The following is a 14,114-nucleotide window of genomic DNA, read 5'->3' on the forward strand; positions in this document are numbered from 1 at the left end:
AGCGCGGGCGCTGCGGCGGCCGCTACAGCGCCCCGGCGGCGCGGCTGCCAGCCCGGCGTCGGCGCCAGTCCCGATGCGGCCTGGGCGAAGCCGTCCACACTGGCGACCATGCCCAGCGCCGGCGTGCACAGCCGCCCGATCTCGTTGGCGTCCGGGTGGATGTGGATCAGCGTCTGGCGCGGCGTGGGCGAGGCCAGCCATTCATAGTTGATGGTCGTCGGTTCGCACAGGCGGGTGCCCAGCGCGATGACGAGGTCGCTGTCCATGACGGCGCGCTTCTGGTGCGGGGGCATGCTGGCGCTGACCTGGCCCACGAAATTGGGATGGTCGTTGTCGAACAGCTCCAGGCGTCGCCAGGCGGTGGCCACGGGCAGGTCGAAGCGCAGCGCGAAGTCGCGCACGGCCTCGCGCGCGGCTTGCGGCCAGCGCGAGCCGCCCAGCAGCAGCAAGGGCCGCTCCGCCGCTTCCAGCAGGTCACGCAGGCGTAGCATGTCGGCGTCGGCCGGACGGGCGCAGGGCGGCTGTGGCGTAGCGGCCAGAGCCACGTCGGCGACGCTGGACAGCATGTCTTCGGGCAGGGAGAGGACCACTGGCCCGGGGCGTCCGCTAGTGGCGATCGCCCAGGCGCGCGCCAGGTATTCGGGAATGCGGTCGGCCCGCTCGATCTGCGCGACCCATTTCGCCAGCGGCGCGTACATGGCGCGGTAGTCCACTTCCTGGAAGCACTGGCGGTCGGCGGTGTCGCCGCCGACCTGGCCGATGAACAGGATCATGGGCGTGGAGTCTTCCCTTGCGGTATGCACGCCGATCGCCGCATTGGTGGCGCCCGGGCCGCGCGAGACAAAGCAGATGCCCGGCTGGCCGGTCAGCTTGCCATGCGCCTCGGCCATGTAGGCGGCGCCTCCTTCCTGGCGGCAGACCACCGCTTCGATCGCGTCGCGCCGGGCGTAGAGCGCATCGATGCATGGCAGGAAGCTTTCGCCCGGCACCATGAACACGCGCTCCACGCCATAGGCCTGCAGCTGCGCGACCAGCAGTTCGCCGCCGCTGCGGGCGCCGGGGGCAGGCGCGTTCATGCCGCGTCTCCTTGCAGCGCCAGCGCCACGCGTTCCGCGCCATAGTCGCGTTCGGCCGCGGCACGGCTGACCTTGCCGCCCAGCACGTCGTTGCGGATGGCGGTCGCGCTACGGTCAGCGGGCGCGCCGTAGCCGCCGCCGCCGGGCGTTTCCAGGCGCACGGACTGGCCGCTGGCCAGGCCGTGGCCGGCGATCTTGTTGGGCAGGCGCTGCTCGTCGGCGCGGCCGGGGTTCTGGATCACGCGCGAGGTGCCTCCCTCCAGGCCGCCGTTCAGGCCGGCCGCGCCAAACAGCGCGGCGTCGCAGCGGATGGTGCAGATCAGCTGGTCATGCAGCGAACGGATCTGGCGCGCGATGCCCATGCCGCCGCGGTGGCGGCCCGCGCCGCCGCTGTCGTTGACCAGCGCGTACTCCTCGACCAGCAGCGGGTACTCGATCTCCAGCGCTTCGGCGGGCAGGTTGGAGGTATTGGTCACGTGCACCTGGATGCCGTCCATGCCGTCGCCCTGCGCGCGTCCGCCCGCGCCGCCGCCCAGCGTTTCCAGGTAGACGAAGGTGCCCTTGCCGTCCTGCATGGGCACGGAGAACAGCATGGAAGGCATGACGTCGTTGCACGAAGCCATGGCGCGGTCTGGCGGCAACAGCTGGCCCAGCGCGCCGATCACCGTGCCGGCCACGCGCTGCGCGGTGGTGACGCGCGCGCCCACCGCCGCCGGAAAGCGCGGGTTGGTAATGGTGCCCTCGGGGGCGGTGATGGTGATGGGCTGGAACAGGCCGTTGTTGGGCATGAGCTCGGGGTCGAGCATGGCCTTCACCGCGAAGTAGACGCTGGCGTTCAGGGCGCTGGCGGGCAGGTTGAATGCGCCGCGCGCCTGCTTGCTGGTGCCGGTGAAATCGACATGGAGCTGGCCGTCGCGCGCCTCTACGTTGGCCTGGATGGTGACGGGATCGCCGCCCATGCCGTCGTCGTCCATGCGCTCGGTGAAGGTATAGGTCCCGGTCGGCAGTTGTGCGATGCGGTTGCGCAGGCGTCTTTCGGTGTACACCATGATGCTGTCGATGGCGGACAGCACGGTCTCCAGGCCCGACTGCTGCACCAGTTCCAGCATCAGCCTGGCGCCCTTGTCGTTGGTGGCGATCTGGGCGCGGATATCGTGCATGCGGTTGTCCGGTTCGCGCGTGTTGTGCGCAATCATCTCCAGCAGGTCCATGTCCAGCTCGCCCTCGCGCACGATGCGCATGGCCGGCAGGCGGATGCCTTCCTCCCAAACCGTCTTCAGATGGTGCGACGTGGAGCCGGGAACGGCGCCGCCGACGTCGGTATGGTGGCCGATGTTTGCCGCGAAGAAACGCAGCACGCCTTCGTGAAAGATGGGAGTGATGACGGTGATGTCGGGCGCGTGCGTGCCGCCAGCCAGATAGGCGTCGTTGCACAGGAACGCGTCGCCCGGGCGCACGCCGGCCGCGCCGTAGCGCCGCAGCACGGCGTCTATGCCGCCGGACAACGATCCCAGGTGCACCGGCACGTGGGCCGCCTGCGCTACCAGGCGGCCGGCGGCGTCGAACAGCGCCACGGAGCAATCCTTGCGTTCCTTGATGTTGGTGGAAAAGGACGAACGGATCAGCGTGTTGCCCATTTCCTCGGTAATGGACAGCAGGCGGTTGCTGAAGACCTCCATTTCGATGGGGTCGAAGGTGTCCGTGCCGGCAGCGGAAGTCGATCGATTGGTCATGGCGTACGCCTTAGCTGTTGAGGTTGACGACGAGGTTGCCGTATTCGTCGGCGCGCGCCTGCTGGCCCGGCAGCACGACGGTGGTCGAGCTCATTTCCTCGATCACGGCCGGACCGTCCACGGGCACGCCCACCGGCAGCAGGGCGCGGCGCAGAATGGGCGTGTCCACCCAGCCCGCCCCTTCGAAGTACACGTTGCGGCGTTCCTTCACGGCGCCGGCCACGCTTTCGCCGCCTTGCACGCGGGCCAGGGGCGCGCGTGGCACCAGGCCGATGGCGCGCACCCGGCAATTGACGATCTCCACCGGACGGCCGGCGGCGTCATAGCCATACTCGCGCACGTGCGCCGCGCTGAATGCCGCGACGAACTCATCCAGCGGCATCAGCTGCATGCCATCCAGCGGCACGGCGATTTCGAAGTTCTGGCCCTGGTAGCGCGCGTCGATCACGGCGGACAGGCGCTGCTCCGAGTCGTTCACGCCTTCGCTGGACAGCCAGGCGCGCGCCTTGCCGGCCAGGGCTTCCAGCGCCTGCCGCACGGCGGTCCAGCCGTCCGCGGTGGCGTGCGCCATCAGCGTCTGCACGAAGTCCATGGAAATGTCGGACAGCAGGATGCCGCGCGCGCACATGGTGCCCGGCTCCTGCGGAATCAGCAGGGTGCCGATGCCGCAATCGCGCGCCAGTTCGGCGGCATGCAGGCCGCCCGCGCCGCCAAAGGCGCAGAGGGCGAACTTGCGGATGTCATGGCCCCGTTCGGTGGAGACCGCGCGTACCGCGCGCGCCATGTTGGAGTTGGCGATGCGCAGAATGCCGTAGGCGGCTTCTTCCACGCTCAGTCCCAACGGGCGGGCGATCTGCGCCTCCAGCGCCTCGCGCGCCTGGCGCGCATGCACGGCCATGCGGCCTTCCAGCAGCGCGACTGGATTCAGCCGGCCCAGCACGACGTGGGCGTCGGTGATGGTCACGACCTGGCCGCCCCGGTTGTAGGCGATGGGGCCGGGCACCGCACCCGCGCTCTGCGGGCCGACCTTGAGCGCGCCCGCGTCGTCGATGCGCGCGATGCTGCCGCCGCCCGCGCCGATGACGTGCACGTCCACCATCTGGGTCTTGACCGGATAGTCGGCCACCAGGCGGCTGGAGGTGAACAACGGCCGCAGCTCGGCCACCAGCGACACGTCGGTGCTGGTGCCGCCCACGTCAAAGGTGATCAGGTTGGGCAGCGCAGCCACGCGGCCCAGTTCGGTCGCGCCGATCACGCCGGCGGCGGGGCCCGAAACGCAGGTGCGCACCGGAGCCGTCAGCACCGATTCCACCGACATCAGACCGCCATTGGAATGCACCGTGGTCGGCTCGGCCGCCACGCCCATGGCGCGCACCGAACTTACCAGGTTGCGCATGTAGCCAGCCATGCGCGGGCCGACATAGGCATTGAGCGCGGTGGTGGACATGCGTTCATATTCGCGGAACTCCGGCAGGATCTCGCTGGACACGCTCAGATAGACGCCCGGCAGGTGTTCGGCCAGGATGTCGCGGGTGCGGCGTTCGTGGGCATCGTTGCGGTAGCTGTGCATGAAGCAGATGGCGACCGATTCGACGCGGGCTGCGGCCAGCTCGCGCGCCACCGCCACCACCTCGTCTTCGTCCAGCGCCTGCAGCACGGAACCGTCGGCGCCGACGCGCTCGGTCACTTCGAAGCGCCACTCGCGCGGCGCCAGGGGTTGCGGCTTGGTGACGTTGTAGTCGTACAGATGGGGGCGTGTCTGCCGGCCGATCTCCAGCACGTCGCGAAAGCCGCGGGTGGTGACCAGCGCGCAGCGCGAACCCCTGCGCTCGATGACCATGTTGGTGGCCACCGTGGTGCCGTGGCCCACGTGCGCCAGCTCGGAGCCGGCGATCTCGTGTTCGCGGATCAGATGGGCCAGGCCCGTCTGGATGGCCTCGGACGGATCGTGCGGTGTCGAAGGCACCTTGAAATAATGCAGTTCACCGGTGTGCTCGGCGAGCAGGGTGAAATCGGTGAACGTGCCGCCTACGTCGAAGCCGACGCGAAAACGGCGGGCGCCCGGGGCGGATGCGGTCTGGGTCACGCTGGTCTCCAGGATGCTGGCGCGCAAGGCGCCGGGAGTGGGATGACCAGAATGCTATTGACGCACCATCATTCGGTCCAATCAAAGATTGGTATCAGTGATTATCACTGTTGTGAATGATTTGTCGGTACGGATCAGTACGGATGGGACTCTGCCGGCTGCGCCTGGTCGAACACCATTCCTTGCGCCTGGCAGACCTTGAGTATCTCTTCGCGCAGCCAGCGATGCGCGGGGATGTTGTCCGAGCGTTCATGCCAGATCAGGTTGACCGTGCGCGGCGCGAACGGGAAGGGCGCCTCGACGGCTTCCAGCAGATGGCTGTAGGGGCTGTTGCGCACGGTGTTCAGCGGCACCACGCAGATCAGGTCGGTTTCGGCCAGCAGGCGCGGCGCCAGGGCGAACTGGTTGATGGTGAGCACCACGTTGCGCTTGTAGCCGTGGGGCGCGAGCTCATGGTCGATCAGGGTCGGCGTGCCCAGCAGGCTGACCATCAGATGGCGCGCGCGCAGGAAGCTGTCCAGCGTGAAGCGTGGCTGCGCCAGCAGCGGGTGGCCCTTGCGCATGGCGCAGACGTAGGTCAGCGTTTCCAGCGGCAGGGTGCGCAGGGACGAGCCGAAGTTCGAATACACGCCCGCCGCCATGTCGACTTCGCCTTTTTCCAGCAGCACGCCGGCGTTGTCCAGCGAGTAGGGATGCAGATGGATGCGGACATTGGGCGCCACTGTCTGCTGCTCCACGAACAGCGGCCGGATGACCTGGTCCGCCACGTAGTCGGACATGGCCATGCGGAACACGGCCTCGGAACGCGCCGGGTCGAAATCGTTGCGCTCCAGCGTGTCGGCGATGCGGGCCAGCGCGTCGCGGATCGGGGGCCACAGCAGTTCGGCGCGCTGCGTGGGCAGCACGCCGCCCTGGATCTTCACGAACAGCGGATCCTTCAAGGTCAGGCGCAGCCGGTTGATGGCGTTGCTGACCGCGGGCTGCGTCATGTGCAGCGCGGAGGCCGCGCGCGTGACGTTGCGTTCGGTCATGACCGCATCGAAGATGCGCAGCAGGTTCAAGTCCATCGAGGTCAGCATCGCAGTCCTGGGTGATTATCAACATTGGTGATAGAGATCTATTTTAATTGTTGATTAGCCATATAACGCGGGACCGCTTAATCTTCCCCGGTGCAAGCGCAGTCGATACACCACGAGGGGAAATCATTGATGGTCAAGCATCTGAAAACTCTGGCCGCTGCCTGTCTGGCGGCCGGGATCGCCGCGCCCGCGATGGCCGCGGACGCCTATCCCAGCAAGCCGATCACGATCGTCCTGCCCTACGCGACGGGCGGGTCCGCCGACATGCTGGCGCGCTTCGCCGCGCAGGCTTTGCAGACTGAACTGGGCAAGCCGGCCATCGTCGAGGCCAAGCCGGGCGCGGGCGGCGTGCTGGGCACCGAGTTCGTCTCGCGCGCCGAGCCGGACGGCTACACGCTGGCGTTGACCGCCAGCGGCACCATGGCCGTCAATCCCTACGTCTACAAGCTGCGCTACAAGCCGCTGGAAGACTTCAAGCAGATCACGGTACTGGTCGACCTGCCTTTCGTGGTGGTCACGAACAATGAATTCCCCGCCAAGAATCTCAAGGAATTCATCGACTACGGCCGCAAGAACCCGAACAAGATCACCTTCGGCAATGCCGGCCTGGGCACCCAGCAACACCTGACCCAACTCATGTTTGCGCGCGCCGCCGGCATGCAGGTCAACATCGTGCCCTACAAGGGCAGCAGCCCGGCCATGAACGACCTGCTGGGCGGCCATATCGACGCGGTGCTGGACAATACCGGCGTGCAGACGCCCTTCATCAAGGCAGGCAAGGTGCGGCCCTTGTTCGTCACGAACCCGGAACGCGTGGCGGCCTTGCCCGATGTGCCCACCGCGCCAGAAGCCGGCCTGCCCGGGTTCTCCGCGGTCGCCTGGTTCGGCCTGGCCGCGCCCAAGGGCACGCCGGACGAGATCGTCGACAAGATCCAGCAGGCCCTGGCGCGCGAGTTCGCCAAGCCGGAAATGAAGCAGCGCCTGCTGGACCTGGCGATGATTCCGCGCGTGTCCACGCCGGCCGAGACCACGGCCCGTGTGAAGAGCGACCTGGAAACCTTTGGCAAGATCGCCAAAGAGGTCGACCTGAAGCCGATGTGACGGGACGGCTTTGCCGCGTCAGCGGCATGGCCTTCTTGCGCGCCACGGCGGATGGCGCGCGCAGCGTTCAAGCGCGCCGATCCGCCCTGATCTCACCGATCTCCAGTCCGTAAAAACCCGGGTTCCTTGGCTTTTTATATCGTACTACGATCTATTTTCGTATGACGATAAAAATACCAAGGAGCGGGGATGGAACTTATCGATAACCTCATGCTGGGGTTCTCCGTGGCGTTCACGCCGGAGAACCTGCTGTATGCGCTGTTGGGATGTGTCCTGGGCACGCTGGTGGGCGTGTTGCCTGGCTTGGGCCCTGTGCCCACCATCGCGATGCTGCTGCCGATCACCTATGTGCTGCCGCCCGTTGCGGGGCTGATCATGCTGGCGGGCATCTACTACGGGACACAGTACGGCGGCTCGACCACCGCCATACTCGTCAACCTGCCAGGCGAGACATCGGCGGTCGTCACCGTGCTCGACGGCCACCAGATGGCCCGCAACGGCCGCGGCGGCGCCGCGCTGTCGCTGGCCGCCATCGGCTCCTTCTTCGCGGGCTCTGTGGCCACCATGCTGATCGCGGCATTCGCGCCGCCGCTGGCCGAGGTCGCGTTCAAGTTCGGGCCGGCCGAGTACTTCTCGCTGATGACGCTGGGCCTGGTCGGGGCGGTGGTGCTGGCTTCGGGCTCGCTGGTCAAGGCGATCTGCATGATCCTGTTGGGGCTGCTGCTCGGCCTGGTTGGCACGGACGTCAATTCGGGCGTCGCCCGATATGACTTCGGCATCCCGGAGCTGCAGGACGGCATCAATTTCGCGATCGTGGCGATGGGTGTGTTCGGCTTTGCCGAGATCATGAACAACCTGGAACTGAAGGACAAGCGGGTCGAGATCACGGACAAGGTGGGTTCGCTGTATCCCAACCGGCAGGAGGTCCGCGAGGCGGCGCCCGCGATCGTGCGCGGCACCGCGGTCGGATCGATGCTGGGCATCCTCCCCGGAGGCGGCTCGGTGCTGTCGGCCTTCGCTTCCTACACTCTGGAAAAGAAGCTGTCCAAGGAACCCGGGCGTTTCGGCAAAGGCCACCCGGCCGGCCTGGCCGGGCCGGAGTCGGCCAACAATGCGGGGGCGCAGACGTCGTTCATCCCCTTGCTGACGTTGGGCATCCCGGGCAACGCGGTGATGGCGCTGATGGTGGGCGCGATGACCATCCACAATATCCAGCCCGGCCCCCAGGTCATGACCAGCCATCCCGACCTGTTCTGGGGCCTGATCGCATCGATGTGGATCGGCAACCTGATGCTGGTCATCCTCAACCTGCCGCTGGTCGGGCTTTGGGTCAAGCTGCTCAAGGTTCCCTACCGCGTCCTGTTTCCGGCGATTCTGGTGTTCTGCACGATTGGGGTGTATTCGCTTAACTACAACACCTTCGATCTGTACATGACGGCCTTCTTCGGGGTCGTCGGCTACATCTGGAGCAAGCTGCGCTGCGAGGGCGCGCCGCTTCTGCTTGGCCTGGTGCTCGGCCCGATGATGGAAGAGAACTTCCGCCGCGCGCTGTTGTTGTCGCGCGGCGATTTCACGACATTCATTGAGCGGCCGCTATCTGCTTCCCTGCTGGGCGCGGCAGTGGTGCTGGTCGTGCTGGTCGCGCTGCCGAACATCCGCAAGAAGCGCGAAGAAGCGTTCGTCGAAGAGGACTGAGGCCGGGCCGCTTCCGCCTTTCGGGGGACCGGCCGTACTTTAGGCTGAAGACGTCCGGCTCCTGCGATCCGCGGTACAGATTGTCCATGCCCGGGCGCTTCCACAGCGCCAATCAGGTTTTTGTACTGTCGGCCGCCGCGATGCTGAAGCCTATGGTGGTGGTCCGGTTGGCCGATCTGGCGTAGCTGCGGCCGCCGTGCATGCGGGCGATGGCGGCGACGATGGCCAATCCCAGTCCATGATGGTTGGCATCGAATTCGCGGGAGGTGTCGCTGCGGTAGAAGCGGTAGAAAAGCCGTGGCAGATGTTCTTCCGGTATGGGTTCGCCGGTGTTGCGCACGGAGATCAGGATTTCGCCAGCGTCGCCGCGGGAGATATCGACCTCGATCACGCTGCCGGAAGCGGCATAGCGCACCGCGTTCGAGACCAGGTTCGACACGGCGCGCTGGAACAGTGCGCGATCGACCTGGGCCGACGCATCGCCCACTACCGCGATATCGACCCCCGCGTCCAGGGCCTCGGCCTCGTGGTATTGCGTCACCTCCTGGACGATGGCGGCCAGGCTGGCCTGCCAGCTGCCACGGGCCTGCGCGCCGCGGTCGGCCTGCGACAGGAACAGCATGTCGTTGACGATGCTGGAGAGGCGCTGCAGTTCTTCCAGGTTGGAACCCAGCGTTTCGCGCAAGGCCTGCGGCGACGGGCGCGTGCTCAGCGCCAGCTCGGTCTCGCCGATCAGCGTTGCGAGTGGCGTGCGCATCTCGTGGGCCACGTCGGCATTGAATCCCTCCATCTGCACGTAGGCGCGCTCCAGCCGCTGCAGCACGGCGTTGAACTGGCGCACCAGGGGCCGGATCTCGCAGGGCTGGCCGCTTTCGTCCAGCCGTTCGCCGATGCGGTCCGGAGACAGCTGCGCGGCCTGCTTGCCCAGCGCATCCAGCGGCGCCAGTCCGCGGCGCACCAGCAGGGTTCCTACCGCGGCCACGACGATGGCGCCCGCGAGCGCGCAGGCGAACAGGGTCCAGGCCAGCGCCTTGCGCAGCCGGATGTCGCTGGAGATGTCCAGCACCAGTTCGGCGTTCATGGCGTCGCCGGGCGCGCCGGGGAAGGGCAGCGTGAAAGCGATGCGCCGCTCATGCTTGAAGTCGTTGTCGCCGGCGATGGGGCTGCCGTAATAGACCTTTTCGCCGTCGATCTCCAACACCAGCGAGAAGTCGGGGCGGCCATAGAAGAAGTCGCTGAGCTTGTGGCGCAAGCGGGTGGAGTCCTGGCTGGCGGCGTTTTCCTCGACCAGGTGCCGTACGACCTCGACCTTCTGCTGCAGCAAGGCTTCCTGGCGGCTGGCCAGGTTGAGGTTGGTCGCGTAATAGACCACCGCGCACACCAGGCCGAGCGCGATGAAAGTCTGGATCGCCAGCCAGCGCGACAGCCAGCGGTGCAGCGATTTGGGGCGCTGCCCGGGCATCAGTCGCTCCGCGGTTCCAGCACGTAGCCCATGCCGCGCACGGTGTGCAGCAGTTTCTTGTCGAAGGGTTCGTCGACCTTGCCGCGCAGGCGGCGGATCGCGACTTCGACCACGTTGGTGTTGCTGTTGAAGTTGATGTCCCACACCTGTTCGGCCAGCTCCAGCCGCGACAGGACTTCGCCTTGCTTGCGCATCAGCAGGGCCAGGAGAGTGAATTCCTTGGCGGTCAGGTCCAGCCGCACGCCGTCGCGGCTGGCGCGCCGGCGCAGCAGGTCCAGTTCCAGCCCGTCGATGCGCAGCACGTTCTGGGCGATGGTCTCGGTCTGGCCGTGGCCGCTGCGCCGGCCCAGCGCCAGCACGCGGGCCAGCAGTTCCGACAAGGCGAAAGGCTTGGCCAGGTAGTCGTCGGCCCCGTCGCGCAGGCCCTTGACGCGGTCTTCGAGCTTGTCGCGCGCGGTCAGCATCAGGACGGGGACGCGGCTGGTCTTGCGGATCTCGGCCAGCACCGAAAAGCCGTCCATGGCGGGCAGCATCACGTCCAGCAGGACCAGGTCGTACTGGCTTTCACGCACCAGATGCAGTCCGGTGACGCCGTCCTGGGCCACGTCGACCACGTAGTTGTGTTCGGTCAGCGCTCGCCGCAAGTACTCGGCGAGTTTTTTTTCGTCTTCGATTACGAGTACTTTCATGTCAGCGGAAATAAAAAGAGTGCGCGGAAGTCCTCGGATGCTGCGTCTATTCTAGGCGGAATCGTTCTGGGGAATAAACGCAAACAGGGCGGCCCAGCCGCCCTGCGCAGCGCCGGCGGGCACGCGGGGCGCGTGCGCCACGGGCCCGGCGCTCAGCCCGGGGTGTAGATCTCGTCCAGGCGGGCGCGTTCGGCCGGCGTCATGGCTTCCAGCTCCGCCATCGCGTCGGCGCGGGTACGGGAGGTGCCTTGCTTGGCCCAGCCCGGCTTGGCGGCGTTCAGATTGGTCAGAAACCACTGCTTCGGGTCGGACTTGGCCACGGCCAATTCGGTCTTCACTTCGTCGCGTGTCTTGCCGCTGACGGCGTGGTCCGGCGCGATGGCGTAGCCGATCTCCGTGTTGGTCTGGTGCCAGGTGCTCGATGCGCTGGCGGCAAAAGGAAGGGCCAGGGCGGAACCCAGGGCGAGGGCAGCGGTAACGGTCTTGATCTTCATGGATATCTCCCAGGTTGAGCGCGGCGCCGGTCGCGGTGTTGCGTCAGGCGCATACACGCTGTTTGTGTAGCGACGGTGACACTCTACGGACCCATGCCCGTCAATTCGCCGACGCCCTGATTACGTTTTCGTAAGGCCGCGAACCTTACGGAAATGTCATTTTTCTGTCGCTCGATTGACGAACCCGTCTGGATACATTGCCGGCTCGCCCCTTTCCTGGTTGAACCATGCATGTATCCGCTATGCCGCTGATCCTGGCGGCCTCGATGATCGCCGCGTCTGCTGCCGCATCCGCGCAGAACGCGGGCGCAGCCCGAACTTCCGTACCCACGGCGCAGAGCGAGAACGGCGTCGTGCTGACGCTGGAGCGCGCCCTGGCCGCGGCGCTCGAACGCAATCCCGGCTTTGCCGCGGCGAAGAACGAGGCCGCGGCGAGCGAGGGCCTGCTCACGCAGGCGGGCGTGCTGCCCAACCCTTCCATCGACGTGAGCGTGGACGACACGCAATCGGCCACGCGCACCACCACCGCCATGTTGAACGTCCCGCTGGAAACCGGCGGCAAGCGCGCCGCGCGGGTCAAGGCGGCTGAGCTGTCCAGGGACATGGCGCGCCAGGGCGTCGCGGACACGCGGGCCGGCCTGCGCGCGGCAGTCATCGCGGCCTATTTCGATGTGGCGGTGGCGCAGGAGTCCGTGCGCGTGACGCGCGGCACCGTGGATATCGCCAGCGGCGCCTTGCGGCTGGCGGAGAGGCGCGTGGCCGCGGGCAAGGCGCCGCCGCTGGAGGGCAGCAAGGCCCAGGTCGCGTTGGCCAGCGCGCGCATCGAGGCGCGCGCGGCCGAGGCTGCGCTGCTGGGCGCACGCCGCAAGCTCGGCCTGCTGTGGGGCGAAGCAGAGCCGGGTTTTGCCAGCGTGGGCGCGGATCTGAACGCATTGCCGGAACGGGCGTCGATAGACGAGTTGCGGGCAGGCCTGGCCGCATCGCCCAGGATGCAGGGCGGCAAGCTTGCCGTCGACCTGGGGCAGGCGCAGCTGGAAGTCGAGAAGAGCAAGCGCTATCCCGACATCACGCTGAGCGCCGGCGTGGCCCGCGACAACGAAGCGGGCCGCGACAAGGCCCAGCTTGGCGTGTCCATTCCGCTGCCGATCTTCGACCGCAACCAGGGCAATGTCTACGCCGCCACCATGCAGGCCTACAAGGCGCGGGACCAATACCGCGAGCTGGAATCCGGCCTGATGGGAGAGCTGTTGCAGGCCGTGACCCGATTCGATCTGGCAGCGGGTTCCGCGCGCGAGTATCGGAGCGCCGTGCTGCCGGGGGCCACCCAGGCCTATGAGGCTGCGCGCAAAGGCTTCGAGGCGGGGAAGTTCGGCTTCCTGGAAGTGCTGGACGCGCAGCGCACCCTCTCCGACGGAAACATCGCCTACCTGACGGTGCTGGCATCCGTGTACCAGGCTTCCGCGGATATAGACCGCATTCTCGGACGTTGAAACGAGCATAAGAAAATGGCAAAGCACAAGAGCAAGCAACCCCCCAAGATGTGGACCGCGGCCGGCCTGTGCGCGGCGCTGCTGTTGGCGTCCGTGTATCCGGCGCAGGCGGCAGGCGAGGCGGAGCACGGACATGCCGAGACCGGGCAGGGCGAGCAGGCCGAGAAGGAACAGGAAAAAATCGCGCTCACGCCCGAGCAGATCGCGGTGGCCGGCATCAAGTCCGAGGTTGCTGCGCCCGCCGCGCTGGCGACATCGGCGCAGTTCCCCGGCGAGATCAAGTTCAATGCGGACCGGACCGCGCACGTGGTGCCGCGCATGGCCGGCGTGGTGCAAAGCGTGTCGGCCGACCTGGGCCAGCAGGTCAAGAAGGGCGAACTGCTGGCCGTCTTGTCCAGCTCGGCGCTGTCCGAGTTGCGCAGCGAATGGCTGGCGGCGGCCAAGCGGCGCGACCTGGCCGCCCAGACCCACAGGCGCGAACTGCGCCTGTGGCAGGAAAAGGTATCAGCGGAACAGGACTACCAGGCGGCCCGCACCGCGCTGCAGGAGGCGGAAATCGCCGTGCAGAACGCGGAGCAGAAATTGCGCACCGTGGGCGCCGAGCCGCGCTCCAAGGACCTGGGCAGCCTGGAGATCCGCGCGCCCTTTGACGGCGTGGTGGTGGAAAAGCACATCGCGCTGGGCGAAGCCTTGCCCGACAACGCCAGCATCTTCACCTTGTCGGACCTGCGCACCGTCTGGGCCGAATTCGTGATCGCGCCCAAGGATTTGCAGGATGTACGCGTAGGCGAAGCGGCCAGCGTGAGCTCCGCCGCGTTCGCCGGCAGGGCCGAGGGCACGGTCTCGTACATCGGCTCGTTGCTGGGGCAGCAGACGCGCACGGCCACTGCGCGCGTCACGCTGGAGAATCCGGACATGGCCTGGCGTCCAGGGCTTTTCGTTTCCGTCGACGTGGTCACGCGGATGTCGGACGCCGCGGTGACGGTGGCGGCCGACGCGGTCCAGACCATCGACAACCAGCCTGCCGTGTTCGTGGAGGCGCCCGGCGGCTTTGTGGTGCAGCCGGTGAAGCTGGGCAAGGCTTCGAATGACCGGGTAGAGGTGCTGTCTGGGCTTGCCCCCGGTACGCGCTATGCCGTCGAGAACACCTTCGTCCTCAAGTCGGAGCTGGGCAAGGCCGGCGCCGAGCACGCACACTGAGCCGGGGCG

The 14,114-nt window shown here is 67.1% G+C and carries 11 protein-coding genes; 4 read left to right on the forward strand and 7 right to left on the reverse strand.

All coding sequences use genetic code 11. From position 1 onward, the window contains the following. The 4 genes from HV766_RS21840 to HV766_RS21855 all read right to left on the reverse strand — a co-directional run. A partial coding sequence (locus tag HV766_RS21840; RefSeq protein ID WP_254593348.1) for a thiamine pyrophosphate-binding protein occupies positions 1–1,076 on the reverse strand: 1,076 nt, incomplete at its 3' end. Next, on the reverse strand, positions 1,073–2,809 hold the full coding sequence (locus HV766_RS21845; RefSeq protein WP_175181835.1) for a hydantoinase B/oxoprolinase family protein: 1,737 nt from the start codon (positions 2,807–2,809) through the stop codon (positions 1,073–1,075). The genes HV766_RS21840 and HV766_RS21845, both read right to left, overlap by 4 nt. Positions 2,810–2,819: 10 nt before the next feature. Then, complete coding sequence (locus tag HV766_RS21850) at positions 2,820–4,895, reverse strand: hydantoinase/oxoprolinase family protein (protein WP_175181836.1); 2,076 nt, start codon at positions 4,893–4,895, stop codon at positions 2,820–2,822. A gap of 134 nt (positions 4,896–5,029) precedes the next feature. Beyond that, on the reverse strand, positions 5,030–5,974 hold the full coding sequence (locus HV766_RS21855; protein WP_054453496.1) for a LysR family transcriptional regulator: 945 nt from the start codon (positions 5,972–5,974) through the stop codon (positions 5,030–5,032). A gap of 129 nt (positions 5,975–6,103) precedes the next feature. Between HV766_RS21855 and HV766_RS21860 the strand changes: the two genes are divergently transcribed. Together HV766_RS21860 and HV766_RS21865 are read left to right on the forward strand one after the other, a co-directional pair. Then, positions 6,104–7,075 carry a Bug family tripartite tricarboxylate transporter substrate binding protein gene (locus HV766_RS21860; protein WP_054453494.1) on the forward strand — a complete coding sequence of 324 codons (972 nt, stop codon included), beginning with the start codon at positions 6,104–6,106 and terminating at the stop codon, positions 7,073–7,075. 189 nt (positions 7,076–7,264) lie between these two features. Further along, the gene (locus HV766_RS21865; protein WP_054453493.1) at positions 7,265–8,770 is read left to right on the forward strand and encodes a tripartite tricarboxylate transporter permease; all 1,506 of its coding nucleotides are present in this window, start codon (positions 7,265–7,267) and stop codon (positions 8,768–8,770) included. 112 nt (positions 8,771–8,882) lie between these two features. Here HV766_RS21865 and HV766_RS21870 read toward each other — a convergent pair whose 3' ends face one another. From HV766_RS21870 to HV766_RS21880, 3 genes are all read right to left on the reverse strand, one after another. Further along, complete coding sequence (locus HV766_RS21870) at positions 8,883–10,232, reverse strand: heavy metal sensor histidine kinase (protein ID WP_175181837.1); 1,350 nt, start codon at positions 10,230–10,232, stop codon at positions 8,883–8,885. Next, positions 10,232–10,921, reverse strand: coding sequence for a heavy metal response regulator transcription factor (locus HV766_RS21875; protein WP_054453490.1), 690 nt, complete (start codon positions 10,919–10,921; stop codon positions 10,232–10,234). Before HV766_RS21875 ends, HV766_RS21870 begins: the two co-directional genes overlap by 1 nt. A gap of 152 nt (positions 10,922–11,073) precedes the next feature. Next, complete coding sequence (locus HV766_RS21880) at positions 11,074–11,415, reverse strand: DUF4148 domain-containing protein (protein WP_175161644.1); 342 nt, start codon at positions 11,413–11,415, stop codon at positions 11,074–11,076. Positions 11,416–11,642: 227 nt separating this feature from the next. On the opposite strand from HV766_RS21880, the gene HV766_RS21885 reads away from it, so the two are divergent. Together HV766_RS21885 and HV766_RS21890 are read left to right on the forward strand one after the other, a co-directional pair. Continuing rightward, the gene (locus tag HV766_RS21885) at positions 11,643–12,905 is read left to right on the forward strand and encodes a TolC family protein (RefSeq protein ID WP_175181838.1); all 1,263 of its coding nucleotides are present in this window, start codon (positions 11,643–11,645) and stop codon (positions 12,903–12,905) included. A 15-nt stretch (positions 12,906–12,920) separates the two neighbouring features. After that, the gene (locus tag HV766_RS21890) at positions 12,921–14,105 is read left to right on the forward strand and encodes an efflux RND transporter periplasmic adaptor subunit (protein WP_119449590.1); all 1,185 of its coding nucleotides are present in this window, start codon (positions 12,921–12,923) and stop codon (positions 14,103–14,105) included. The last annotated feature ends 9 nt before the right edge of the window (positions 14,106–14,114 follow it).

This window comes from Achromobacter aegrifaciens, from assembly GCF_902859735.1.
Taxonomy (GTDB): Bacteria; Pseudomonadota; Gammaproteobacteria; order Burkholderiales; family Burkholderiaceae_B; genus Achromobacter; species Achromobacter aegrifaciens.